Origin of the sequence: Anaeromonas gelatinilytica (assembly GCF_016820635.1) — a bacterium.
Classification (GTDB): Bacteria; Bacillota; Clostridia; order Tissierellales; family SIT17; genus Anaeromonas; species Anaeromonas gelatinilytica.
Genome location: NZ_WSFU01000039.1, coordinates 1 through 25,891 on the forward strand (window position 1 = coordinate 1; position 25,891 = coordinate 25,891).

Annotated in this window: 23 protein-coding genes and 1 other annotated feature; of the genes, 8 read left to right on the forward strand and 15 right to left on the reverse strand. The window is 27.7% G+C overall.

What is annotated here, in order from left to right; genetic code table 11:
* Window positions 1–142: 142 nt before the first annotated feature.
* The 4 genes from GOQ29_RS14965 to GOQ29_RS14555 form a co-directional block, all read right to left on the reverse strand.
* Window positions 143–508, reverse strand: a complete 366-nt coding sequence (locus GOQ29_RS14965) for a PF20097 family protein (protein ID WP_350445964.1) — start codon at window positions 506–508, stop codon at window positions 143–145.
* A gap of 165 nt (window positions 509–673) precedes the next feature.
* Window positions 674–2,032, reverse strand: coding sequence for an MATE family efflux transporter (locus GOQ29_RS03085; protein ID WP_203371169.1), 1,359 nt, complete (start codon window positions 2,030–2,032; stop codon window positions 674–676).
* Window positions 2,033–2,035: 3 nt separating this feature from the next.
* On the reverse strand, window positions 2,036–2,476 hold the full coding sequence (locus GOQ29_RS03090) for a MarR family winged helix-turn-helix transcriptional regulator (protein WP_203371170.1): 441 nt from the start codon (window positions 2,474–2,476) through the stop codon (window positions 2,036–2,038).
* A 541-nt stretch (window positions 2,477–3,017) separates the two neighbouring features.
* On the reverse strand, window positions 3,018–3,185 hold the full coding sequence (locus tag GOQ29_RS14555; protein WP_252187496.1) for a hypothetical protein: 168 nt from the start codon (window positions 3,183–3,185) through the stop codon (window positions 3,018–3,020).
* 167 nt (window positions 3,186–3,352) lie between these two features.
* Here GOQ29_RS14555 and GOQ29_RS03100 point away from each other — a divergent pair, with 167 nt between their 5' ends.
* Window positions 3,353–3,910 carry a TetR/AcrR family transcriptional regulator gene (locus GOQ29_RS03100; protein WP_203371171.1) on the forward strand — a complete coding sequence of 186 codons (558 nt, stop codon included), beginning with the start codon at window positions 3,353–3,355 and terminating at the stop codon, window positions 3,908–3,910.
* Window positions 3,903–4,631 carry a class I SAM-dependent methyltransferase gene (locus tag GOQ29_RS03105; protein WP_203371172.1) on the forward strand — a complete coding sequence of 243 codons (729 nt, stop codon included), beginning with the start codon at window positions 3,903–3,905 and terminating at the stop codon, window positions 4,629–4,631. Before GOQ29_RS03100 ends, GOQ29_RS03105 begins: the two co-directional genes overlap by 8 nt.
* A gap of 314 nt (window positions 4,632–4,945) precedes the next feature.
* On the opposite strand, the gene GOQ29_RS03110 is transcribed toward GOQ29_RS03105, so the two are convergent.
* Both GOQ29_RS03110 and GOQ29_RS03115 read right to left on the reverse strand, forming a co-directional pair.
* Complete coding sequence (locus GOQ29_RS03110; protein WP_203371173.1) at window positions 4,946–6,694, reverse strand: ATP-dependent metallopeptidase FtsH/Yme1/Tma family protein; 1,749 nt, start codon at window positions 6,692–6,694, stop codon at window positions 4,946–4,948.
* 109 nt (window positions 6,695–6,803) lie between these two features.
* Complete coding sequence (locus tag GOQ29_RS03115; RefSeq protein ID WP_203371174.1) at window positions 6,804–7,148, reverse strand: hypothetical protein; 345 nt, start codon at window positions 7,146–7,148, stop codon at window positions 6,804–6,806.
* A 242-nt stretch (window positions 7,149–7,390) separates the two neighbouring features.
* Here GOQ29_RS03115 and GOQ29_RS03120 point away from each other — a divergent pair, with 242 nt between their 5' ends.
* Entirely contained in the window at window positions 7,391–8,059 is a 669-nt protein-coding gene (locus GOQ29_RS03120; protein ID WP_203371175.1) for a hypothetical protein, read from the forward strand.
* Window positions 8,060–8,286: 227 nt separating this feature from the next.
* Here GOQ29_RS03120 and GOQ29_RS03125 read toward each other — a convergent pair whose 3' ends face one another.
* Window positions 8,287–9,180, reverse strand: coding sequence for an RluA family pseudouridine synthase (locus GOQ29_RS03125; RefSeq protein ID WP_203371176.1), 894 nt, complete (start codon window positions 9,178–9,180; stop codon window positions 8,287–8,289).
* A gap of 95 nt (window positions 9,181–9,275) precedes the next feature.
* Between GOQ29_RS03125 and GOQ29_RS03130 the strand changes: the two genes are divergently transcribed.
* Complete coding sequence (locus GOQ29_RS03130) at window positions 9,276–10,094, forward strand: NAD(+)/NADH kinase (protein WP_203371177.1); 819 nt, start codon at window positions 9,276–9,278, stop codon at window positions 10,092–10,094.
* Window positions 10,095–10,107: 13 nt separating this feature from the next.
* On the opposite strand, the gene GOQ29_RS03135 is transcribed toward GOQ29_RS03130, so the two are convergent.
* From GOQ29_RS03135 to GOQ29_RS03145, 3 genes are all read right to left on the reverse strand, one after another.
* Window positions 10,108–10,809 carry a zinc dependent phospholipase C family protein gene (locus tag GOQ29_RS03135; RefSeq protein WP_203371178.1) on the reverse strand — a complete coding sequence of 234 codons (702 nt, stop codon included), beginning with the start codon at window positions 10,807–10,809 and terminating at the stop codon, window positions 10,108–10,110.
* Between the two features lie 122 nt (window positions 10,810–10,931).
* Entirely contained in the window at window positions 10,932–11,291 is a 360-nt protein-coding gene (locus GOQ29_RS03140; RefSeq protein WP_203371179.1) for a hypothetical protein, read from the reverse strand.
* A gap of 99 nt (window positions 11,292–11,390) precedes the next feature.
* Complete coding sequence (locus GOQ29_RS03145; RefSeq protein WP_203371180.1) at window positions 11,391–11,834, reverse strand: cell wall hydrolase; 444 nt, start codon at window positions 11,832–11,834, stop codon at window positions 11,391–11,393.
* Window positions 11,835–12,039: 205 nt separating this feature from the next.
* On the opposite strand from GOQ29_RS03145, the gene GOQ29_RS03150 reads away from it, so the two are divergent.
* The 4 genes from GOQ29_RS03150 to GOQ29_RS03165 all read left to right on the forward strand — a co-directional run bounded on the left by GOQ29_RS03150 (window position 12,040) and on the right by GOQ29_RS03165 (window position 21,064).
* Window positions 12,040–13,755, forward strand: a complete 1,716-nt coding sequence (locus GOQ29_RS03150; RefSeq protein WP_203371181.1) for a flavin monoamine oxidase family protein — start codon at window positions 12,040–12,042, stop codon at window positions 13,753–13,755.
* Window positions 13,756–13,873: 118 nt separating this feature from the next.
* On the forward strand, window positions 13,874–18,763 hold the full coding sequence (locus GOQ29_RS03155; RefSeq protein WP_203371182.1) for a cytidyltransferase: 4,890 nt from the start codon (window positions 13,874–13,876) through the stop codon (window positions 18,761–18,763).
* Window positions 18,764–18,773: 10 nt separating this feature from the next.
* Window positions 18,774–20,009, forward strand: coding sequence for a lactate/malate family dehydrogenase (locus GOQ29_RS03160; protein ID WP_203371183.1), 1,236 nt, complete (start codon window positions 18,774–18,776; stop codon window positions 20,007–20,009).
* Window positions 20,006–21,064 (forward strand): flavodoxin family protein, encoded by a 1,059-nt coding sequence (locus GOQ29_RS03165; RefSeq protein WP_203371184.1) that lies wholly within the window; start codon window positions 20,006–20,008, stop codon window positions 21,062–21,064. Before GOQ29_RS03160 ends, GOQ29_RS03165 begins: the two co-directional genes overlap by 4 nt.
* Before the next feature lie 19 nt (window positions 21,065–21,083).
* Here the strand turns inward: GOQ29_RS03165 and GOQ29_RS03170 are convergent, their stop codons facing one another.
* From GOQ29_RS03170 to GOQ29_RS03190, 5 genes are all read right to left on the reverse strand, one after another.
* Window positions 21,084–21,890, reverse strand: coding sequence for a GTP pyrophosphokinase (locus GOQ29_RS03170; protein ID WP_203371185.1), 807 nt, complete (start codon window positions 21,888–21,890; stop codon window positions 21,084–21,086).
* Window positions 21,891–21,976: 86 nt separating this feature from the next.
* Window positions 21,977–23,368 carry an asparagine--tRNA ligase gene (gene asnS, locus GOQ29_RS03175; protein WP_203371186.1) on the reverse strand — a complete coding sequence of 464 codons (1,392 nt, stop codon included), beginning with the start codon at window positions 23,366–23,368 and terminating at the stop codon, window positions 21,977–21,979.
* 50 nt (window positions 23,369–23,418) lie between these two features.
* Window positions 23,419–23,629 (reverse strand) — a binding site (T-box leader).
* Window positions 23,630–23,914: 285 nt separating this feature from the next.
* Window positions 23,915–24,079, reverse strand: coding sequence for a hypothetical protein (locus tag GOQ29_RS03180; protein WP_203371187.1), 165 nt, complete (start codon window positions 24,077–24,079; stop codon window positions 23,915–23,917).
* Window positions 24,072–25,307 carry an FtsW/RodA/SpoVE family cell cycle protein gene (locus GOQ29_RS03185; RefSeq protein ID WP_203371188.1) on the reverse strand — a complete coding sequence of 412 codons (1,236 nt, stop codon included), beginning with the start codon at window positions 25,305–25,307 and terminating at the stop codon, window positions 24,072–24,074. Before GOQ29_RS03185 ends, GOQ29_RS03180 begins: the two co-directional genes overlap by 8 nt.
* On the reverse strand, window positions 25,308–25,736 hold the full coding sequence (locus GOQ29_RS03190) for an FHA domain-containing protein (protein ID WP_203371189.1): 429 nt from the start codon (window positions 25,734–25,736) through the stop codon (window positions 25,308–25,310).
* Between the last annotated feature and the right edge of the window lie 155 nt (window positions 25,737–25,891).

Sequence of the window (25,891 nt, forward strand, 5' to 3'; positions counted from 1 at the left end):
AAGTTTATTTTTTGGACAAAAAATATTTTAACTTATTTTAGGGAATTTAGCTATGATTTTTTTTGTGCGAATATCATATGTAAATATATGGATCTTAACTGTACGTAAGTCAAATCCTGTACCTGTGAAAACAGCTCGTCCATCACCCCGGCAGCGCCCTGCTTGAGCTTGCTGCGGGCTTCGTTCTGATGTTCATAAATGTGAGCGAAGTCCTGACGGAAGATATCATGTGCCAGTTCGGAACGCATGGCTTCAATAGCAGGCTCAGTGAGAAATCCGTCATTGTCCTTGGCAGAGTAGACCATGAGATGCACATGGGGATGATGACTTTCATTATGAAAGGCTGCGTAACCGTATTGTTCTCTATCATAATTTCTCCTTGTTTAGGGAGCAAAGAAATTTTATGTTGATTTTTTACCCATGCTACTCTGCGCATTCCCTGCAACAAACCTTGTTCCATATCATTGTCGCAATATGGCATTTCATAAATTCTCACCCTCTCAAACATCTCTATATATTTTTTGCACCTTTGGCAAGATACATTGATATTTCGCCACAAAGTAGGGCATTTGCCGCTTTTATTTCATCTGCTTTCGATATTCCACACTCAATTCTGATTACAATTTTAACTTATACCCCTCATCCATCTGACATTGGCATTGTTTACAAATTCTCATTGTATTAACTCCTCAAATTGCTTTTCTCTTTTGCATTGATGTATATAGTAAACAATGCAAATCAAAAGTGTAAATGCAGCCGCCAGTGTAGCAGACATTCCTATTTCAAACAAAGACGGGGCAGGCTTTCTGCTGGCATAATAAGCATAAGGTATTCTCACAAGAAAGATTGCGCATAGTCCCTGTGCCATTACAAAAGAGGTTTTTCCAAGCCCATTGTAATATCCAGTAAAGCAATATGCAATAGACAAGATAAAACATTCAATTGCGGTTGCTTTCAAAAACTGAACAGAAGCCTGTATAACCGCGAAGTCTTTTATAAAAATCGAAGACAGCATATCCCCGTGGAAGAATGACATGTATGACATAATACCACCTAACCCAACAGCTGTTGCCATTCCGAGCCACATGGATTTCTTTGCCCGTTCTTTTTGACCAGCACCGATATTCTGTGCTACAAAGGCTGAAATTGAAGACATGTAAGACATCGGTATAAGCAGGATAAACATGACGAGCCTTTCGGCTATTCCCACCCCGGCGGAAGAAATTACGCCTAAGGTATTTACAAGCCCAATCAAAATCAGATAGGATATTTCATTACACATATCTTGCAGCGCAATCGGTGAACTAAGCTTTACAATATTTTTTGCAGTCGCTTTGTCAAAACGCATATTTTCCTTTGTAAAGGGAAGAGGTAAGCCATTTCTTCTTACCAGTGCAACAGAAAGTACAACGCTGACAGCCTGTGCTGCAATTGTGGCAAGGGCTGCCCCTGCAGTTCCCATATTAAAAACACTGATTAGCACAATATCCCCAATAATATTGACGATGCAGGTTATCGTAACGAAGAGCAGAGGAGCTTTTGAGTTCCCCATACCACGGAAAATATTGCTCATTACATTATAACCTACAATAAACAGAGTACCGGCGCCACAAATCCGAATGTAATGGACTGTTTTATCGAAAGCCTCTGCCGGGGCGTGCATTAAAACAGCAATTGCTGGGGCCGCAATCACCATTACGAGCGTAAGAATCATGCCCAACAAAGCAAATATCCATATACTTGTACCAATGACATTAGCTGCACGCTTATAATCCTTTTCTCCAAATCTATGCCCAAGCAAAATTGCGATTCCCATGGAAAGCCCGGTTATGATACCTGTAACAATGAGCATAGTCTGACTCCCCGTTGCTACCGCCGAAACATCAGAAGAATCGCAAAATGTACCGACTGCCCATAAATCAACCGCACCATAGAGAGCTTGCAAAAACAGTGCCAAAAGAACAGGTAGCGCAAAGCGCAGCAAAGACGGTAAGATAGGACCTTCAAGAAATGTACTGTTTGTTTTTCGCATATGTTACCTCCAATTGATTTCCTTAAAATTTATCTCAGAAAGAATACCCAGCATTTCACAGAATTTTTGAATATCCTGCTCGGAATAAGTATCTGTTATCTTTTTAATCGCCAAATCATCCTGCTGACGATAAACCTTGTATTTGGGAACGGCATTCTCATTGACAGACAAGAAATTTTGTCTGCGGTCGTTTGGATCTGGTGTTTTTGTTACAAGACCCTGTTTAATTAGTTCATTGATTTTCAGCGTAACGGCAGGTTTTGAAACATAAAGCAATTCCGCAATTTTGGATGCAGTACATTTGCCGTTCATGGAGAAAATCAATTCAAGATAGAGCAAACTGTTGTAAGTGATATTCTGATTAAAAAATTGCTGGTTCATCAGCCTTAAATCACATAAAGCCGTACTGTAATAGAATGAGTCTAAAGCTTTTCTTAATTTCATAGCGTCCTCCATTGTTTAGGTAATAATAATTATTATAGCTTAACTAAATGGAATTGTCAATGGAGGCTGTTTCATTTTTTAACGCCCATTTGCAATGGCCGTAAAAGGCATAACGGATTTTCCACCAGGTATGAACTGGTTCATTCAGGGTACTCACTTCCTTTCGCAACCGCGAAAGGACCAACTTAGAGCTGTTGGCAAATTACCTGAAATTTTTCCAAAGTTAATCTACAAGGGTTTGTTTTAACAAAAGCTCATTTTATATATTTCTATTAGCTACAAAAGTTCGGTTTTTTTCGTTTTTATTAAAATATAGTCTTAACTTGGAGAGCTTTTGAAAGTACGAGATTTTGTCAACACCTCGAATTAAGCTTATGTAGAACGACCTCCGCTTTCGCAGAGGTCGTCTACCTATGTTCCCTTACAGCGCACCTAACTTCCTGAGCAGCTCCACACAATCCTTTGCGCCCTGCACATAGAGATGCTAACATTCGTGATCGGCAATCAGATTTGTTTTCTCAAAGTAGTCGGTGAGAATTCTCTACTGATCTTTCGACAGCCATCTGACAATGTCACGAGCCTGAGAACTGAGAGTCACCACCTCAGCATAAAGCTGCTGCTCGCTGTCATCCAGATTTTCTTTGCGCTTGCTGATTGCCGCTTCCGTCAACTCACGGATGACTGTTTCAAAGATTTCACTTTTCTTCATCGCATTTTCATCTCCTTTCCAACAAGAAGAAGGCATAAAAAATGCCCCTCACTTCTCTTAAGGAAAAAGTAAGGGGCTGAAGTGTTTATTGACTAATGAGACAAATTCTTGTATAATAACTTATGTTATCAATAACAAATGTTATTTATCGAGATGGAGGTATTTAAATGCCTGCAAAAAAGCAAATTTCAAAAAAAGCCATATTACAAGCGGCTTTGGATATTGTAAGGAAAAGTGGGGTAAAAACTATTAATGCGAGAATTTTAGCTCAGAAATTAAAATGCTCTACTCAACCTATATATCTTTCCTTTAAAGGGATGGACGAATTAAAAGTCGCCGTTACACAGGCAATTGACAATGAATACGATACTTTTGTAAAAAAACATATTGACATAGACAACTATATGATCAGTAAATCAAAAGCACATATTCTATTTGCTCTATACGAAAAAAATCTATATAAGGCTATGTTTCTGTCAAATACATTAGAGGGAATTAGTATTGATGATATAGCAAGTGCTGAATGGAATCAAAAGGCTATCTCATCTATAATGTCAGACTTCAATATTGATAAATCTTCTGCTCAAAAAGTATTTATAAATTTGTGGCTGTTTTCAAGTGGTCTTGCAATTGAACTTGCCACAAACGATATGAATATAAGTGAATCTGATATTGACTCGTTGCTGACAGAGTTTTATGAAAGGATGAAAATTTGCTATGCTTAAAAGTAAAATCCAAACACAAGAAGAAATCGAAACTTATATGAAGGAATTGAAAGAATGGCTTGAAAGTGTCAAGAACGCCACCACCGAAGAAATGACAGACTTTTTTACCAAAAGAATTAATGAATATGACAATGTTCATCTCACACATTGGGGAAAAGAATATGCTCATATTGCAGACTTTTTTGATAATGGTTTGAATTCTTTGCTTGATATTGGTTGTGGTACAGGCTTGGAACTGGAATCAATGTATAAAAGATTTCCAAAAGTTAAAGTTACGGGCATTGATTTGTCAGAATCTATGCTGAATAAACTACGTGAAAAATATAGGTATAAAGATATTAGCATAATAAAGGCAGACTATTTTGAATATCCATTTGAAGAAAACAAGTTTGATGCTGCTATGTCTTTTGAAACACTTCATCATTTTAAATACCAAAAGAAACAAAAAATTTATAACAAGCTTTATCAAACAATAAAAAATGGAGGATATTACATAGAATGCGACTATATAGCCTGTTGCAATGAGGAAGAGACCCTGTGTCTTGAAGGTTATGAATATAGGCGCAAGAAGAATAATATCCCTGACGATGTGTTTATACATATTGATATTCCTCTAACACTGGAGCACCAGATTGAACTTATGAAGAATGCCGGTTTTCAAACTGTTGATGTCCTGTATCAAAATGGTGGGACTGTTATTTTTAAAGCCAAAAAACAGTAAGTGTTTTAGGTGCTTGAGGTAGCGATATCTTTGATTTCGGCAATTGGGCTATCTGGCTGTAATGATATAAGTTCATTTCTAATTAAATTGGTCTTATAACTACTAGGCTTCTTGGCAATTACCTAGACTGAACTTTCATCAGTTAACAAATTACAGCTTCGCTGGGCACGCTCCTATACAAAAAAACCCCTATATATAGGGGTTTCGGGTACTCTGTTATAAGAAGATACACAGAGATATGCGGGATTTTAGGCGTCTCACGCCCCTCTAAATTATAAATAAGATATAATTCATTTAATTATTTTTTATAAATACTAGCTCAAACTTTCCTCAATAAAATTATTTAACTCTATTTCATCAATACTTTCATTTTCAATCAGATATATTGCAATTTTATTTAATAATTCAATATTCCTTTGTAGCAATTCTTTTGTTGATTCATATAATTCAGATACAATGTCTTTGGCTCTAATTAAAACTTCAGAGTTAATTCCTTGATTATTTGGTAGTATAGTTTCATAATTTAATAATCCTATTTTATCATCCATACCAAATCTAGTAATCATAGATATTACCATTTTAGTAACTCTTTCAAGATCATTAGAAGCCCCAGTAGTAATTTTTTCTTTACCAAAAATAATTTCTTCTGCAATTCTTCCTGCTAAAGCAATTTTAATATTTTTAATAATATCTTCTTTAGTATGATACATTTTATCTGGAGGAATACTCATACTAAATCCTCCAGCACCTTTAGTGCTAGGAATTATAGTTATCTTTGTAACTTTATTCTCAGGAGCTATTAATTTAGTAACTAATCCATGTCCAGATTCATGATATGCAGTTATCTTTTTTTCTAAAGGAGATATAAAACTCCTATCCTTTTTCTCCTCACCCGCTATTACTTGATAAAAAGCTTTATCAATATGTTCTGAAGTTATAGTGTTATTATTATCTTTTGCTGCTATCATAGCTGATTCATTCAATAAATTTTCTAATTTAGCTCCACTGAAATATACAGTTTCATAAGCTAACTTTTCTAAATCTACTCCAATATCTATAGGTTTATTTTTACTATGATAATCTAAGATTTTTTTCCTAGCATTTACATCAGGAAGTCCAATTTCAATTTGTCTATCAAATCTTCCAGGTCTTAATAATGCATCATCTAAAGTATCTATCCTATTAGTAGCAGCAACTACTATTATACCTTGATTTTCACTAAATCCAGACATTTCCGTTAATAAAGCATTTAAAGTTCTATCACTTTCATCACTGCTTGTCCCAATATCTCTTCTTTTTTTCCCTAATGCATCAATTTCATCTATAAATATTACACATTTCCCTTCCTTTCTAGCATTTTTAAATAAATTTCTTACTCTACTTGCCCCAACACCAGCATAAACCTGCACAAAATCAGAACCTGATATGGCTTTAAAATCTACATTTGCTTCTCCTGCTAATGCTTTAGCTAATAAAGTTTTACCTGTACCTGGAGCTCCATACAATAATACTCCTCTAGGAATCCTAGCACCATATTTTTCATATTTTTCAGGATTTTTTAAGAAATCTACTAATTCCATCAATCGTTCTTTTGCCTCTTCATTTCCAGCTACATCATCAAATTTTATATTTTCATTATGATTATTACTTTCTATCTGAGACATATTAAGCATTTCTTTTTGAGCTTGTTTAGAATTTTTATTAAAATAATATATTAAAAATCCAACTAAACCTAATATAAATATACCACTAATAATATCTTTAATGGTAATATTATTGTTTCCTTCAATCACTTCTATGTTCTCTAACAACAATGATTCTTTAAAATTTTCTGTACGAGGATTATCCGTAATGAAATTCTCTCCATTATTAAATTTGCCTGTAATTTTAGATTCTGAACTAATAATAACTCTTGAAATTTTATTATCTTCTACATATTTTGTGAATTCAGTGTAGGAAATTTCTGTAAATTCTTCCTTGTCTAAATATAAAAAAGCTAAAACAGTAGATATTACAATAAATATAAATAAAAAAATTATTGGTCTTTTAAACAAGAAATTCATTTAATCTACCCTTTCTAGTTTACATAATACAATAATATTAACATATTTTTTAATTTTAATCTATAATATAATGAAATTACCAAAAAAAAGAAGGCAATAGTCACCTTCTTTAATCAATATCTGCTTTTAATATTTCCATTAATTTATTCAATTTTTTATTTTGACTTTCATTTAACATTGGTCTTAATTTATCAAGTTTTTTAAGTTTCTTCATAAATTCTTCTTTATTTTCTCCTTGAGATAATTTTTTATTTAAATTCATTATCTCTAAATACAATTCATCTTCAGATTTACCAGAATACTTATCTGCCAAATCTCTTAATTTTTCTATATCCTCTTCTCTAGCATTTACAGTTGACTTAAATTTATCAACTAATTTAGACAAATCCTTTTTCTTTTCATCCTCATTATGGTTACTGCTATTAATAGATACATCATTATTATTTTTATCCAAATTAATTCCTCCTTTATAATATCTATTTAATAAATATGTTTTTAAAGCTTGTTCTATTACAAAGGAGAAAAAATATTATTACTAAAATAATTTAATGTAACGCTTTTCTATTATAATTCATAATATACTATACAGAGTTTTTATGGTATAGCTTATAATTCTAATACCCTATTATTTAGAATATTGAGCAAAGAATTATACAGCATATATATAAATCTTACTTTATATAAGGAGGTTAAATCGTGAATGAAGTCTCAGTATCTAATCAAAAAGAAATTGATAGATCTCCATTTAGCAATCCATTATTGTTAATTTTACTAATACCCATAATTAAAAATGTTTTCTCAAAAAATAATAACTTTAGTCTAAAGATAAATGATTTTAAAAATATAAATATAACAAGAATATTGGATAAAGTAGATGTACTTATAAAAGTAGCTCCCTATCTTCCCTCTGACTTAATCAAGATCATAAATAAATATCTACCTCTATATGATAGATTAAGTAAAGCATTTATTGTAATGGAATTTTTCTCAAGATCAAGTATTGTAGCTCCTATTGTTGTTGCAAACGAATTAAATCCTAAGGAAAAAACTGATAGAGTATCTTATATCTTAAAAGAAGAACTACCTAAAAATGAATACCAAAAAATAAGTCCATTTATTAATATAGCTACAAATCTTGACACGTATAAAGGAGTAATTAAATCTATAACTAATTTAAATAATGATGACAATACTTCTAATAATTTAAATAATATTATTAAAATCCTGGGACCATTATTAGGTCAAAGTGAAGAAAATATGGATAAAATGAATGAAATATTAAAAATGATAGAATTAATCAATCTATTTGGTGATGATGATGATAAAAAATCTAACAACAATATTGATGAAGCTAAAGAAGAATAATTACATAAATTATAAGATCACAAGAATATTGCAATCTACATAATACATATTAAATTAACCATTTTAAGGCGGTATTACCATGTCAGCCAATGCTCTAGTACATTTTTTCAATTACTCTTGTGATAGTAGCCTATTATTTTTCTTTTTATTATTAGTTATACTATTCAATAATTGTAATAAAGGTTATCATTGCTAATGCTTAAAACGAGGTTTTCCCTCGTTTTAAGTTATTTACATCTATCAATTAAATTTTTCATATCCTCTGGTAAATCTATTTTTAGTTCTACTTTTTTATTTTTCCTAGGTGTAATAAATTTTAAATAATAAGAATGTAAAGCTTGCCTATTTATTAATTCACTTTTTTCTCCATATAAACTATCTCCAATGATAGGATGATTTAAATATGATAAATGAACTCTAATTTGATGAGTTCTTCCTGTAACAATCTTAAGTTCAACTATTGTATGATTTTTTATTCTATCTAATACTTTAAATTCTGTAACTGACTCTTTACCATTATTAGTTACAATATTTTTTATTCCATCTTTCTCTTTTCCTATAGGTAAATCTATTACATTTTCATCTTCTTCTATATTATTTTTTACAATAGCTATATATTTCTTTTCGATATTTTCTCTAAATTGTTTAGCCATTTGTTGATGAGCATATGGATTTTTAGCAATTACTAAAATACCAGACGTATCTCTATCTAATCTATTAACTAATCTAACCTTTTTTTTAATACCTTTTAAATCAAAATAATATTGTATGCCATTAACTAATGTACCATTGGGATGATTTACAGTAGGATGAACCAATATATTTGGAGGTTTATTTATAATTAATAAGTCCAAATCTTCATATATAATATCCAATTTCATTTTTTCAGCTTTATATGAAGAATCTTCTTCTTCAAGATTTAAAGTAACTATATCCCCTTTATTAACATAATACCTGTCTCCTAATAAATTACCATTTATATAAATACAATTTTGTTTAATTAGCTTTTTAAATAATCTAGATGATATCTCCACCTCTTCTTTTAAAAAATCTTTTACTTTTATTGTTTTCTTTTTTACTAATAAATTTATAATACTATCACTTTCTTTGGGTATACTCATAATATCATTCCTTCTTATTTTTGTATATACTATTATTATATAATATAATAGCCCTATAAGTATAATTTTAATAGTTCTATTCAGGAGGTTAATAAATGGAAATATTCACATACAAAAACAAAAAAATTAATATTATTTATAATAATGACAATGAATCATTTAATACTGCATCATTATTAAAAGAAAAACTAACAGAAAAAGGATATATTATACCCAAAAAATATGATTATGATGCTATGATAAATATTTGTGTAGGTGGTGATGGAGCTTTTTTAAGAGCTGTACATGACTATGGATTTCCTGAAATCCCTTTTGTAGGAGTTAATACTGGTCATTTAGGTTTCTTTCAAGAAATCTCTCCAAATAACTTAGAAGAATTTATAAATGCTTTAGATAAACAAGATTTTACTATAGATTCATTATACTTAGTAGAAGCTTTAGTTTGTACAAGAACAAGTTGTATTGAACTTATCGGAGTAAATGAAATAGTTGTAAAAGGAATTCAATCAAAAACTATTCATTTAAATATATCAATCAATGATACATACTTAGAAAGGTTTAGTGGTGATGGAGTTATTATATCAACACCTATGGGAAGTAGTGCATATAACTTTTCAGCTGGTGGTAGTATTGTATACCCTACCCTAGGTGTATTACAATTAACTCCATTAGCTCCTATTAATTCAAAGGTTTATCGCTCATTAACTACTAGTGCAATTATTCCTATAAATATGATTGTAAACCTATCTCCTGAATATAGAGATGAAAATTCAATTCTAATTGTAGTAGATGGTAAACAACATAAATATGAAAATATTGTTGAAATTAATCTTAAGATTTCAGATATGAAATTACAACTTCTTAATTTAGGAAAACATAATTTTTGGAGTAATGTTAGAAACAAATTCTTATAAAACCAAAACTCCATTATGGAGTTTTTAAATCTCTTAAAAACATTAACATGCATCCAGCTGTAGTTCTTTGTGCTAAAGGCAAAGCACATTTAGTAATTTTATAATATTTTTCTCTAGAATTATTGATGTTTTTATATTTTGCATATGTCTTTAAAGCAATTTTGCCATTAAATTTAACATAACTATCTAATTTTTTAAATTTAATTGGTTTTTCATTTGTCCTAAACTCCTTCACTATATCATAAGTAAGTTTCACAAAATTTTCATATTGTCTATGGCTATCTAATAATCTAATATTTACGTGTTGAGGTATAGTCATATCTTGAATTATATGAACAGTTGCTCCTAGAAAAAACATACTCCTACTCTTATATCCTTTTTCCCAATAAAACAAAGCTTTCTTATAATATCTACGTGTTAAAATTCTAGCATTTAAATGGCCAAACATTCCTCTACGCTTTACTAAACTATAAAAATGATTTATACTTTTAAAATCTTGATCTGCCCATACAACTCCTCTATTCATCTCTTCTAAATAATGATTATATAATTCAAATTCTTTCATATAATCATTATTAGCTAAAAGCTTTAAAGCTTGATAATTTATAAATCTATGAACTTGACATTCTGTTTTTATTATTTTTTTCTTAAAAGGATTTAAAATCCATAATATAGATTTAAAAGCCTTACCATAATATTTTTCAAAATTTTTCATGCTATCATCCTCTTTATTCTATATATATATAATACCCAAAACAACATAAAAAAAAGAAGTAAAATTGATTTAAAATAAATAAAATTTTATTCTAAATAAAAAGGAAGGTGAAAATCACCTTCCTATCTTAAAACTCTTACAAATTTAATTGAATATAAATCTGCTATTTGATAATCATCACTTTCTGGTTCCTGTAGTACTATATAATCTACACCTACATCCAATAAATACCCTGATCTATCCATAAATGTATTAGTCCCCATTAGAAAATCAACTCTTACAAATTGACCTATTAATGTATTAAGATATCCTTGTAAATATTCTCTATCTGTTATTACTGGTGGCATTTCTGGTCTTGGCCTATCGGGTCTAGGTACCTCAGGTGCCGGCGTTGGCATATCAATTCTCTGCTGATTATTCGAATTATCTGAAATTAAATAATCATCATATGACATATTTGAATTATTACTATTTGGATACATTTTATACCTCCTTATCTTTATAAAACAACTCACAATTTTAATACTCAAATCTTCTAAGTAAAAATCAAATCATAATTAAATTTATAAATAAAAGATTATTTATGTTTCACTATATAAATCAGTAGGATCAAAAAAACAATGTTTTCTTATCCTGGTATTTAGCTCTCCTGTTCTATTTATTGGAAAATAATATGGACAACTAGGTTGAAATGGATTCATATACCATAGGGATTTAACTATATTCCATTGCTTATTGCCAGCAAGGGCCCAATCAGCAATATCATAATGAATTTGTTCTGGTGGTGCAGCCCATATTGTTTGAGGATTTCTTCTTCCACCAATTACATTTCTTACACAATCAAATTGACCTTCCTGATATATTACATTTCTTAAATTACCTTGATTAACTCTTTGATATTCTCCATAAGGAACATGAACTCTATTCATGACTACCGTTGCCACTGCCCTCATTCCAGTGTCTCCTTCTCCCCCTGCCTCACAATTTATAATTCGAGCTAATAATTCTCTTGCAGACATTGGCATTCTAATCCCTCCTATCTAACTAATATTAGTATATTTATTTATAGTGAAACTTGATACAAAAATTTTTATAGAATAATCATTTTTAATGTCTTTTGATATTAATTACTTTAGCAATTAAAAATTAATTATATATTTAAAAAATAGTTCTAACTAATATTCAATTCAAAATATAATATATTATTAATATTATTAGGAGGTATATTTGATGATTCAAAATAACAATCCTTCAAAAGAAGAACGTTATTTATTATTAGAAGAAGTCTTAAAAGAAGATGGTAGAGAAGAAGATTTAAAAAACATTATTAAGTATCTTAGCCCTCCTCCTGATATAACAACTATTGCTCCACCAGGATCATTTAAAAATATAAAAGTAGGCATAATAGGTGGAGGATTATCAGGACTCGCATCAGCTGTAGAATTAAGAAAATTAGGATATGATATAACAGTTTTTGAATCTTCTAATAGAATAGGTGGTAGAGTTTATACTCATTATTTTGATAAAGATAAATCATTATATGGAGAACTCGGTGCTATGAGAATTCCAATTTCTCATGAAACTACATGGTACTATATAGATAAATTTAACCTTAATACTAGACCTTTTATTCAGTCAAATAAAAATACTTTTTTATATGCCCAGGGAGTCCGAATTAGAGCCAAAGAGAGTAATATCCAAAAATATTTTTATCCATTATTTAATCTCCCATATAGTGAAAGAAATCTACCTTTTTCTTATTTCTTCAATCAAGCATATACTAAAAAACTACTCAGTATACCATCTGAAGAAAGAATTCAATTAATAACTAGCTTACCAAAATATACAAGAGAAATTTTAGATTTAGATAATCTTAGTAATAGAGATGCTTATGAAATAGAAAATATTTCTGAAAATGCAATTAACTTAATTCAAGCCATTACTCCATTAGAAAGAGGAATGTTTTATAATAATCTAATTGAAACATTAAGCGAAGAATATGTTGCAGCCTTCTCTATTCTATATGAAATTATAGGAGGATTACATAAACTTCCAGAAGCTTTATTTGAAACTACAATTGCTAATAATTCTTTTTATTATTCTGATATACCTAAACAAGATTTAGGAACAATTCAATGGAAATTTAATTCTTTAGTTAATTGTATATATTCTAAAGGTAACAAAAGAATAATAAACTATTTTAATAATAATGAATCTTACAATGATGCTTTTGACTTAATCATATGTGCTATACCATTCTCAAGTCTAAGAAATGTTGATATATATCCAAAATTCTCTAATAGAAAAATGCAAGCAATCCGTCAATTAAACTATGCTCCATTACAAAAATCTATAATACTTTTTGAAGATAGATTCTGGGAATTTGATACTCCAGAAGGAGGAATTATAGGCGGAGGTTCTTCTACTGATTTGCCTATTGGTCATATATGGTATCCATCAGATCATGCCCAATGTGTGGATACAAACTTTAAACCTAATTATAACTATCTTTATAGATCACCTATGAATAAGTGGAAATTAAAAAAAGAATGTACTCCTTATGAAAAAGGTGTATTAACAGCTAGCTATAATGCAGGTTTAGATAGTACTAGGCTAGGTAACCTTAATAAACCTGTAAGAGACTACAAATTACTACGTCAAGTAGAAATAGTACATGGATTTCCTCCTGGATATTTAGATAATCTAGTTCTTGATATAAAAACTATTAATTGGAATAGAAAATCATTTTACCTAGGAGGTGTATGTAACATGAATCCTAGCCAAAAAAGAATTTATTCCTATAATATAACTCTACCTGAGTTAAACAATACAATATTCTTTGCAGGAGAACATATATCATCTACTCATGGTTGGATGCAAGGAGCATTATTAACTGGTATGAATGCAGCAAATTCAATTGCATACCAATCATTAAAAATGAAATAATATAGATAAACACCATTGAATATTCAATGGTGTTTATCTATATTATTAGGGTAACTATATAGAAAAGTAATTTTAAGTATTATATAATGAATTAAGACACAGAATTAGGAGGTATTATATGAACAATTCAGCATTATGGAATCTTTATACAAAAATATCTAATAAAATACTAAATCTAAATGATATAAAAGAAATGAAGGATAAATCTTTATCTAAGCATATAAAGATTTATTTAAGAAAGGATATATTTTTAGAGAAACTAAAAATAATGATTAATTCTGAAGATCTTAGTACCAATGCTACTTTTGATCTTATATCTCCTTTAATTCAAATATTTGATAATAAAGAAAAAAATGAATGGTTACATTACTTTTATAACTATTTATTGAGTAAATCTTTTCCTAAAGCCGTAAAAATACAATTATTAGATAAATATAAGCTTCCTTCAGAAATTTTTATTACTACTTTTAGAGTATTAACTGATTATGAAATAAATAATAAGAATCGTCTACCTGATAGTAGATATCCTATGAATTTTATTAGTGATTCAGAAATAAAAAATTTAAATATAACATCTGAATACAAAAGATTCAAAAAAACTTTTAAAAAAAATTATATATATGAGTTAATGAAACTTCATCAAGATATAACTGGACATACTACATTAAATCATGTTACTGGTGTTCATTATCTAGCTATGCATATTTCTAAACAACTATACAAATTAAATCTACCTGTAGATTTAGGTAGAGTTTCTGGAGCTGCTGCTGGACATGATATTGGTAAATATGGATGTAAAGGTGAAGAATTAAAGAGAGTTCCTTATCTACATTATTTTTATACTGATCAATGGTTTAAAAATAATAATCTTGAATATATAGGACATATTGCTACAAATCATTCTACTTGGGATTTAGAGCTAGAAAATCTTCCAATAGAATCATTGATATTAATTTACTCTGATTTTAGAGTTAAAAATAAGATGTATAATAACAAAAGTAGAATGCATATATACTCCTTAAAAGATTCTTTTGATGTTATATTAAGTAAATTAGACGATGTAGATGAAAAAAAAGAAAAACGATATACAAAAGTTTATGGAAAATTAAAAGATTTTGAAAACTACATGATTGATTTAGGGATAAGTATTGATACTACAATTCCAGGACCTAATCCTGTTGACAAAAGATATTATGCACTTATGAACAAAGAAGATATAGTTGACAATTTAAAATATAGAGCAATAGAGCACAATATTTACCTAATGAATAAACTTAAAAGCGAATCTTCATTAAGTTCTATTTTAGAAATTGCTCGTAGTGAAAATGATTGGAAAAAATTAAGAGGTTATTTAAATATATTTGAAGAATACTCAACTTACTTAACTCAAAAACAAAAACTTATAACATTAAAATTCCTTTATGAACTGCTTATCCATAAAGAAGAAGATATTAGAAAACAAAGTGCCGAATTAATTGGTGCATTAATCGCAATGTATGATGAAGAATATAGAAAAGAAGTTCCCAATGATATAAAACAAAAAAATTCCGAACTTACTAGTTACGAACTACTAGATAATTATATCAATCTTATTCTATATCCTGATCATAAAATATTGGATGTTCATAAAAGATGGATTGGATATAGTTTAAGAATTTTAATGAAATCTATTCTATCCTATTGTCGTGATATCCAAAGAAAAAACTTTAGAAACATTTTATTAAAATATTATTCCCATGCTTTAAATGAAAACGAAGATGTCCAATTTTATTTATTACAAACAGTTAAATATATTCCCTTTGATAAAGGTAATGAAGAACCATTAAATAAAATGTTTGACTTTATATTATTAATGCTAAATAGTAATAATCCTGAAATAAGATTATCTGCTTTAGAAAGAGTTTATAACTTGTTATTTAGAATAAGAGAAAACTCTAAATTTACAGAGAATCTAATCAAAATGATGAGTAACAATGTAATAGCCTCTGAAATCCCTGCAGAAAATTTTTTGAAATTTAAAATGGCTAGAAAATTAAACTTAGAACTAAATATAATAGAGCATTACAAAAAATATTATGAAGATGATTTTGCTAAAAACTCTGAAATATTTCTTAAAAATTTAAAAACTGCTACGGATTGGATCACTAAAAAAATTCATATAGAATTATTGCTAGAAAATGTAATTCAAAATACTGATAAAAATATCATTCATACAGCTATGCATTTTACTAATTTAATAAAAGTAAGTGCTGTTGAAAATGTAAGGAACCACGCAGGAGAAGCATTACTAAAAATATTTCCTTTTTTATCATTAGATCAGAGAAATGATGTAACTATAGAATTATTAAGAGCCTTAGAAATTCAAGGATATCATTTTACAAAATATATTCCTGATTATTTAGGTCAATTAATATTGTATTTACAGCCTACAGAACTAGATGAATTAATAGAAGATTTCATTGAAAAAATTAAATCTTCTAATACACAAATACAGTTTTTAATATTAAAAACTGTAGGAGTAACTATACAAAATTATTCAAATTATAATAATATTTTTTCAGAAGAAAAAACAATTTATAAAAGTAGATTCTTAAAATTATTAGGTGTATTATTAAATGGATTAGCAAGTTATGATATGCAAGTTAAACAAGAAAGTTTCAGAATAATAGGTTCTGAAATATTTGGATCAGAAATAATAACAATGAAAGAAAAACATAATATTTTTAAATTAATCAGCAAAAAAATATTAACACTTTTGCCATCAAAAGATGAGAATGAATTATGGTTTTTAAATAATGCTGCATCTTTGAATAATATATATAGATTTATATCTGACTATACTTTTTCAAATGGAAAAATTCAAATTCAGCCAAAAGAAAAGATTGCTTTTTTTCCTGGTACATTTGATCCATTCTCTCTAAGTCATAAAGAAATAGCTAAAAAAATTAGTAACTTGGGTTTTGAAGTTTATTTACAAGTAGATGAATTTTCTTGGTCAAAACGTACTCAGCCCCATAAAATCAGAAGAAAAATAATAGATATGAGTATATCAGATGAATTAAATATATATTTATATCCTGAAGATATACCAATAAATATAGCTAACTCAGAAGATTTAAAAAAACTAAAAAAATGCTTTAATAACCTAGAAATATATATTGTTGTTGGTAGTGATGTTATTCTAAATGCATCCTCTTATAAGATAAATAAATTAAATCAATCCATAAATAATTTTTCCCATATAATATTTGAAAGAGAAGGAATCTCTTATTCCAAAAATGATAATAATGAATTAGAAAATAGAATAAATGAGATTAAAGGTAATACTATAAGACTTTCACTGCCTCAGAAATATAAAAATATTAGTTCTACTCAAATCAGGGAATACATTGATGAAAATAGGGATATATCAGAATTAATTGATCCTATAGCTCAAACATATATATATGAAACTGGAGTATATAGAAGAGAACCCCAATATAAAACACTAATTCAAACTCAATCCATTGATATAGATATAATAGATAATATTACAGATAAACTATTAGCTAAACTTTCATCATCAGTTTTAAATAAACATGATAACGCTTTTGAATCATTAAAAAAAATTAAACATGAATTACATCCTAGAATAATTGTCTTAAGAGATATGAAAAATAATAATAAGATTATTGGATTCTCCATATTTCACTGGGTAAGATCTAGTAATTTATTTAATCAATTTAATGATAATAATATTTCAGAATATATAAGAGAAAACTCAGTAGGACGAATAGTTTGTATTGATGGTATATTCATAGATAATAATACTAACTTTAAAAATACAGAACAAATAATCTTAACCGAAACATTATCTTTATGCTTAGCAAAAGATTATACTTATTGTATTTTTAGAAATATTATACCTTCTTATCCAACAAAATCTATACATGAGATATTAGGCCTACAAGGATTTGTTAAACTTTCCTTTGGAGATGAAGATAAAACAATATATGTAGTAAATATGACTAATCCTTGCACTTTAAATTTAGACCTAGAATCAATTATAAAAGAACCGTTTAAAAGTAATAAAAATATACAAAAAGCTATAAGAAGATCCCGTAAAAGACTACAAAGATCACTAACTGAATTATATCCAAGTCAATTAATACTTTCTTTTGACCGAGATATGTTATATAAAAAAATGATTAAAAAAATTTGTGAAACTAATAATATACCTACCAAAAAGATTATTCCAAAAACTTATGGAAAAAAAATGTGTGTTCCCTTTGGAAGTATACTAAATGGACATATTGTTCCTAATACGGTAACAAAATCAATGCATACTGAAAAAATGTATACACCAGACATTGAAAAATTTAATATTGAACCTTTCCCTTATTATATGAGTTTAGAAAATCAAATAAAAATGATTAACTCTTTTGATAGACCTATAATTTTAGTAGATGATCTATTAAACAAGGGCTATAGAATAAAAGCTATCGATCCTTTGTTAAATAAAGAAAATATAGATGTAAGTAAAATTATAGTAGGTATTCTTTCTAGTAGGGGTAAAGAATTAATGGATATTCAAAATCGCCAAGTAGATTCTGCTTATTTCATACCAAACTTAAAAGTTTGGTTTAATGAAAGTGCTCTCTATCCTTTTATAGGTGGAGATACTGTATGGAGAGGTTATACTCCTGAGCGCAATCTTTTACCCTCTATTAATTTTACTTTACCTTATACATCACCAATTTTTATAAAAGGTACAAGTAATAGAACTCTATATGAATTATCAAAAACATCAATATATAATTCTATTGATATCCTTTCCACGCTTGAAGTAGAATATCAAAAAATACATTCGAGAAATTTAACACTTAAACATTTAAGTGAAGTATTCATTTATCCTAGATATCCTGACCCAGGAAAAAATATTAAATATGATATAAATCTAAAGGCATCAGGATATTTAAAAAATGATTTAGAACAACTTAAACGTATTGAAGACATCATAAAAAGATAAGAGGTGTATTATGAATTTATATCAAATAGATAAAAATATTTATGGCTTTTCATATCAAGAATACAATTTTAAAAAGGCTAAAAAAGAAAATTTGATTAATTCTGATAAAATTTATTATTTGTTTAAAAATGACCCATTAAAAAGCAGGAGAAGTTATATTGTTTCTTCTCCTTCGCTACTATCATTAAAAAAAGAAGATATAAATATTTTAAATAATAATAAAGATAATATAGATATATATGAATGGATTGAAGAAAAAATAAATTCTAAAAAAATTATTGCTATAAATCTAAATTATCCAAATTGGAAAGATATTTTATATCAGAAATCAAGAAAAAGTTGGAATATAAATGTCTTGGCACTAGGAAATGTAGGTACAACTTTACTTACTGGATTAAAACTTTTAGGTGGAAATAAAATCTCAAGAATAGGTATATATGATAGAACTCTAGAAAAGCAAAAAAGATGGGAAATGGAGATGAATCAAGTATATTCTGCATTTAATTATAATACTCCTGAAGTGGAAATAATAAGTAGGGATAAAATATTTGATTGTGATATGTTTGTATTTTGTGCTTCTAAATCAGTTCCAAAAGTAGGTAGTAATATAAAAGATGTAAGAATGGCTCAATTTGAAAGCAATTCTGATATTATAAAAGAATATGCTATCCAAGCTAGAAAAGAAAATTTCAAAGGAATATTTGCAGTAGTATCTGACCCAGTAGATTTATTATCTAAAGTAGCATTTTTAGAAAGCAATAAAAATAAAAATGGAGACTATGACTTTAATGGTTTATCTCCCGAACAAATCAGAGGTTATGGACTAGGCGTAATGAATGCTCGAGCAGTCTACTATGCTAAAAAAAATCCAGAATTAAATCACTTTCTTACAGAAGGAAGAGCATATGGTCCTCATGGTGAAGGACTCATTATAGCTGATAGTATAAAAAATTATAATGAAAATCTATCTATGAAACTAACAGCCAAAGCAAAAAATGCTAATCTAGAAATGAGAAAACTAGGTTATAAACCTTATATTGCTCCGGCTCTCTCCTCTGGTGCTCTATCTATTATAGATACTATAGACGAAAAATGGCATTATAGTTCTACATTTATAGGAGGTGTCTTCATGGGATGTAAAAATAGACTAATTAATAATAGTATTGAAATTGAATCTATTGAAATGAATAATAAACTATTTGAAAGAATTAAAAAATCATATGAAAATTTAGGAGAAATAATATGAAAAAAATACATTTAATTATGCCAGAAAACCCATCAATTTTTTTAAGAAAAATGGTTAAAAATACTATCAAAAATCAAGAGTACGTTCTTATTACAAATGAAGATAATTTACTAAATTTAAAAAACAAAAAAATATTATTCGCTGTGGAATTAGATAATGCCGGTAAAAATATTGGAATCGATAAATTATTTAGCAAACTATTTCAATTAGGTAATGATTCTTTAAAAGACTCAATAGGCTCTGTCTTAGTAAATAATTCCTATAATGAACTCTATACTAAAACGATTGCTCAAGATATAATTTTTGATAGTAATAGATTAGGCTGTGAGTTCCCAGGAAGACCTTTAGTTGAAGCCACTTCTACCTTAGCAAACATGAGTACTCTATCTAAAACTATGAATATATCATTAGAAAAAGCTTGTTTTAAATCCTGTGAAATTCTAGGAGAAAATTTAATAAATTATGAACAGAAAAAATTCAATAATCCTAAGTTATTAGTTCTTCACTCTAGCAATTATTCTACATCAAATACATTAAGACTTTGGAGAATGATAAAAAAACATCTAAAGGATATTGACATAAAAGAAATACATATTGAAAATGGTACCATTAGAGATTGTATAGGCTGCTCTTATAAAACGTGTAAACACTATGGTCAACAAACAAGTTGTTTTTATGGTGGTATTATGGTAGAAGAAGTTTATCCAGCTATATTAAATTCAGATAGTATACTTTGGATTTGTCCTAATTATAATGATGCTATATCCGCAAATTTAAAAGCTGTCATTAATAGACTTACAGCTCTATTTAGAAAAACGAAATTTTATAATAAATCAATATTTAGTGTTATTGTTTCCGGTAACTCTGGAGGAGATGCTTTATCAAAACAATTAATAAGTGCTTTAAATATAAATAAAACTTTTAGACTGCCTCCAAAATTCAGTATCATGGCCACAGCTAATGATAAAGATGCTATTTTAGATGTTCCTTATATTGAAGATAAAGCTAAAAACTTTGCTATTAAAATAAAAAATTATCTTCTAAAAGAAATATAGGTACTTACTTTGCAAGTACCTATATCGTTGTATCAATATTATATTTTTTGGCTAATTTATCCAATCTCCTTTTAAAATTTCTTAATTCATTAAAATCTCCCCGCTCTTGCACATGAAAAAATTCTTCTCTATATTCATCAATTTCATTTATTTTAGCAGTAAAATATAAAGCTTGAAGTTCAGATAATATATCTGCAATTAAACTGCTTTTAACTTGAAATATCTCTTGAGATTCAATTATTTCTTCTCTAATTTCTGACATTTCTTGATCTAATTTTGATGCTGCCTCAGCAGCATTCTTAAGTTTAATTTTAATATGCTCAGGCATATTAGCCTCAAATTTGTAATTTAAAGAATGTTCAATAGTTGCCCAAAAATTCATAGCTAATGTCCTTATTTGAATTTCAGCTAATATATCTTTTTCTCCAAAGGCAGTATAAACAGGATACTTTATAATTATATGATAACTCCTATAACCACTCTTTTTTTCATTTGTTATATAATCCTTCTCATAAGCTATCTTAAAATCTTTACCATCTCTATCTCTTATTAAATTTACAACCTTATCAATATCCTCAACTAATTGACACATAATCCTAATACCTGCTATATCTTCCATTTGTTCAGATATTTTATCCATTGGAATATCTAACTTTTTCGCCTTATCTAATATACTGGATATCTTCTTTACTCTTCCTGTAACAAACTCTATAGGTGAATATTTATCCATTTTCCGATATTCATTTCTTATACTCTTAAATTTTATTTTAAGTTCCTCTACAGATTGATTATAGGGTATAAGAAACTGTTTCCAATCTTGTATCATGTTATCACTACCTTTCATCATAACAATGATAATTAATATATTCTATATATAATAGACTAATATTTTTTAATAAATACTAATGGATCTTAAAATTCTGCTGATTTTGATGTTCTTGGAAAAGAAATTACATCTCTAATATTAGACATACCTGTCAAATACATTATTATTCTTTCAAACCCAAGACCAAATCCTGCATGTTTAGTAGTACCATATTTTCTTAAATCCATATACCACCAATAATCATCTTCATTAAGACCAAACTCTCTAATTTTCTCTTCTAGTTTATCTAAGCGTTCTTCCCTTTGACTACCTCCAATTATTTCTCCAACTCCAGGAACTAATAAATCCATGGCTGCTACTGTTTTATTGTCATCATTTAATCTCATATAAAATGCTTTTATATCCTTCGGATAATCAGTTACAAAAACAGGCTTATTAAAGATTTTTTCTGTTAAATATCTTTCATGTTCTGTTTGAAGATCAGTACCCCATTCCACAGGAAATTCAAAACTATATTTATATTTTTTCAATATTTCTATTGCCTTAGTATACGTTATTTTCTCAAAATTAGAATTTACTACATTTTTTAATCTTTCAATAAGAGCTTTATCAATGAATTTATTAAAAAATTCTAATTCCTCTTTTGCATTTTCCATAACATATTTAATAATATATTTCATCATATCTTCTGCTAATTCCATATCATCTTGAAGATCAGCAAAAGCAATTTCAGGTTCTACCATCCAAAATTCTGCTGCATGTCTTGGAGTATTTGAATTTTCTGCTCTAAAAGTAGGTCCAAAAGTATAAACATTTCTAAATGCTTGAGCGTAAGTTTCTGCCGCTAATTGACCACTTACAGTTAGCCCTGTTTCTTTTCCAAAAAAATCTAAACTATAATCAACATTTCCTTCTTCACCTAATTTAATGTTCCTAAGATCTAAAGATGTTACTCTAAACATTTCTCCTGCTCCCTCAGCATCACTAGTAGTGATAATAGGTGTTTGAGTGTATACAAAATTTCTCTCTTGAAAAAATTTATGTATAGCATAAGCTACTAATGATCTAACTCTAAATACAGCTGAAAAGGTATTACTTCTTGGTCTTAAATGAGCAATAGTTCTCAAATATTCAAAACTATGTCTCTTTTTTTGCAATGGATATTCACTAGAAGATTCACCTTCAACTTCTACTTTACTTGCCTGTATTTCAAATGGCTGTTTAGCATCAGGAGTCAATACTAACTTCCCTGTCACTATTATAGCACTACTTATAGCTAATTTTGTAATCTCTTTAAAGTTATTTAAATCATTTCCAATAACTATTTGTATTCCTTTAAAAAAAGTACCATCATTTATCTCTATAAAACCAAAATTTTTAGAACCTCTAGAAGTTCTAATCCATCCTGATACTTTTATTTCCTTATCACTAAAGTCTTCTTTGTTTTTATATATTTCTCTTATTAATGTAGTTTTCATATTCATCCTCCTCTAAGTTTTTCTACAAATAGAAAAATCCTCTCTTCCCTATAAGGGACGAAAAGATTCCGCGGTACCACCCTAGTTGCCCATTGGCCAACTTATTAAAGTAACGGATTGATTCCGTCTAAGCCTACTGTCCATAAGATTTCGGTTAGAAACTCAAGGATGTTTTTCAATATAGGATACATGTTGAACTCTCACCACAATCAACTCGCTAAAATGTCTGCCTATATCTACTCTTCCTATCATAGTCTATAAATATATTGTATTCCTATTTTATTATTGATATTATATTATATATATAATTATCTGTAAAGTCCAATTTTATACTAATTTAAATAAATTTAGATTCATTATTAAAAACAAAAGAATAGGATAAATGATTTATATTAAATACGAATGATCTCTCTTTCAAATGAATACAAATTAAACAATAACGAATTAAAAGAAATAGAAAAACTAATGAAAAATAGATAAAGATGATATATTAGATTGCCTATTCAACTAATAAAATAAAATTTAACCATAGGAATTCTCCTATGGTTAAATTTCTATATCCTGTTCCATTGTATTTCTAAAATTATTAGGATGTTTCTTTACTTTTGAAGCTTGAAATATATTAAAATAAGTTAAATAACAAATTATTATTATAAAAAGGCTAATTATAAATATAAATAATTTCATTATTCTTTTTTTATCTCTATCCATTATATGACTCCTCCTCTATATCTTGAGAAGCTACCTGCAACAATCCTAAAGCTACAAAACTCATAACTATAGAACTTCCTCCATAACTAATAAAAGGCAACGTAATTCCTGTCAATGGAATAAGTTTTATAGAACCACCAATAATTAAAAAAGACTGAAATCCTATCATCATTGTAATTCCTAAACCTACTTGTTTCATGAAATGATTTCTTTGATTTAATGAAATTTTCACTCCTCCATAGATTATTAAAATATATAATAAAATAATAGATATTCCCATCAATACTCCCATTTCCTCAATTATTGCAGAAAATATAAAATCTGTTTGAACTTCTGGTATATATTTAGGATGTCCATTACCTAAACCTACTCCTAAAAAACCTCCTTCAGAAATCGCAAATAAAGATTGAGTGATTTGATAACCAGCCCCATCAATATGTTCCCATGGATTTATCCAAGAAATCATTCTGATTTTCACATGATTAAATTTCACAATACTAATAATTCCTACAATAATTGCTCCTAATATATTATATAATATATTTAATTTATTAGATTCATTGAAATAATATAAAGACATAAATACTAAATATAATAAAAGCGCAGACCCTAAATCTTTTTGTAAAAAGAATAACCCTATAACTGAATATACTAAAAATAAGAAATAAGGTTTCTTTAATGTTTTATTCTTATAAGTATAATACGATGCAATAAATAATATAAATAATACTTTAATTACTTCTGATGGCTGAAAACTTATATTATTTAATTTAATCCAATTTATTGAGCCCTTAATTCTACTACCAAATGCAAAAGTAATTATAAACATAAAATAAATTACACCTATATACAAATATATTAATTTACTAGTTATAAAATACTTTTTAAATATAACAATTACTGAAAAAAATGTTATTAAGGCTATGATATACCAAAGTATTTGTCTAAAAGCTAATTCTCTATTTATTCTGTATATCATAGGCATCCCTATTGTTAACAGCATTGATGCTATCAACAATATAATATGATTTCCTTCAACAATTTTTTGAAATATAATATTAGAAATAAAAATAGCCGATAAAAAAACTAACCATAATATTGTAAATTTATATGTATTGTCTTTATATAAATCTCTAATAAGAAAAGAAAATAAGATGTTAATCATTAATAATATATAACTAGGTAATAAATTCTTTTTGTTGATTTTTACTAAATTCAATTTATTCACCTAACTCTCTCTTATAAACATAAATTTTAAATTTCCTAATTCTATTATATCTTTATCTTTTATTTCTAATTCATCATTTATTTCCTTATCATTTACCAAAATACTTTTATTTTCATTAAAATTAATAATAAAATATTTATTATCTCTAATATCTATTTTACAATGATATTTTTCTATATAAGGGCTATTAATTATTATATTATTGCCAATATTTCTACCAATATTCATATTTTTATATATATTATATACTTCGTCTATTTTAAATGAAAAATCATCTTTTTTATTTAATAATTTTAAATAAGGATACTTATCATATCTTGAATTATTTATTGATTTTATATCAATATATATATATCTAAATATAATAAATGTAAAAATATACACTAATAAAATTAATATAATATTTATACCACCTATTAATCCTTCCATACGAACCTCCTCATGGTTAATCTTATATAAATATCTTATCATAATTACTTTATAAAATATTCATTGTAATAATAGTTTAATATAAAGGCTAAAGGAAATTAATTTCCTTTAGCCTTTATATTAAACTTTATAAATATGATAATAATTATCAATTA

Excerpts from the sequence above, each read along its gene's own strand:
- GOQ29_RS03190 (WP_203371189.1), bottom strand. The coding sequence starts at position 25,736 with ATGGAAGGATTAATAGGTGGTATAAATATTATATTAATTTTATTAGTG.
- GOQ29_RS03150 (WP_203371181.1), top strand. The coding sequence starts at position 12,040 with ATGATTCAAAATAACAATCCTTCAAAAGAAGAACGTTATTTATTATTA.
- GOQ29_RS03160 (WP_203371183.1), top strand. The coding sequence starts at position 18,774 with ATGAATTTATATCAAATAGATAAAAATATTTATGGCTTTTCATATCAA.
- GOQ29_RS03155 (WP_203371182.1), top strand. The coding sequence starts at position 13,874 with ATGAACAATTCAGCATTATGGAATCTTTATACAAAAATATCTAATAAA.
- GOQ29_RS03100 (WP_203371171.1), top strand. The coding sequence starts at position 3,353 with ATGCCTGCAAAAAAGCAAATTTCAAAAAAAGCCATATTACAAGCGGCT.
- GOQ29_RS03125 (WP_203371176.1), bottom strand. The coding sequence starts at position 9,180 with ATGAGTATACCCAAAGAAAGTGATAGTATTATAAATTTATTAGTAAAA.
- asnS (WP_203371186.1), bottom strand. The coding sequence starts at position 23,368 with ATGAAAACTACATTAATAAGAGAAATATATAAAAACAAAGAAGACTTT.
- GOQ29_RS03110 (WP_203371173.1), bottom strand. The coding sequence starts at position 6,694 with ATGAATTTCTTGTTTAAAAGACCAATAATTTTTTTATTTATATTTATT.
- GOQ29_RS03170 (WP_203371185.1), bottom strand. The coding sequence starts at position 21,890 with ATGATACAAGATTGGAAACAGTTTCTTATACCCTATAATCAATCTGTA.
- GOQ29_RS03140 (WP_203371179.1), bottom strand. The coding sequence starts at position 11,291 with ATGTATCCAAATAGTAATAATTCAAATATGTCATATGATGATTATTTA.
- GOQ29_RS03130 (WP_203371177.1), top strand. The coding sequence starts at position 9,276 with ATGGAAATATTCACATACAAAAACAAAAAAATTAATATTATTTATAAT.
- GOQ29_RS14965 (WP_350445964.1), bottom strand. The coding sequence starts at position 508 with ATGTTTGAGAGGGTGAGAATTTATGAAATGCCATATTGCGACAATGAT.
- GOQ29_RS03105 (WP_203371172.1), top strand. The coding sequence starts at position 3,903 with ATGCTTAAAAGTAAAATCCAAACACAAGAAGAAATCGAAACTTATATG.
- GOQ29_RS03085 (WP_203371169.1), bottom strand. The coding sequence starts at position 2,032 with ATGCGAAAAACAAACAGTACATTTCTTGAAGGTCCTATCTTACCGTCT.
- GOQ29_RS03090 (WP_203371170.1), bottom strand. The coding sequence starts at position 2,476 with ATGAAATTAAGAAAAGCTTTAGACTCATTCTATTACAGTACGGCTTTA.
- GOQ29_RS03135 (WP_203371178.1), bottom strand. The coding sequence starts at position 10,809 with ATGAAAAATTTTGAAAAATATTATGGTAAGGCTTTTAAATCTATATTA.
- GOQ29_RS03145 (WP_203371180.1), bottom strand. The coding sequence starts at position 11,834 with ATGCCAATGTCTGCAAGAGAATTATTAGCTCGAATTATAAATTGTGAG.
- GOQ29_RS14555 (WP_252187496.1), bottom strand. The coding sequence starts at position 3,185 with ATGAAGAAAAGTGAAATCTTTGAAACAGTCATCCGTGAGTTGACGGAA.
- GOQ29_RS03180 (WP_203371187.1), bottom strand. The coding sequence starts at position 24,079 with ATGGATAGAGATAAAAAAAGAATAATGAAATTATTTATATTTATAATT.
- GOQ29_RS03165 (WP_203371184.1), top strand. The coding sequence starts at position 20,006 with ATGAAAAAAATACATTTAATTATGCCAGAAAACCCATCAATTTTTTTA.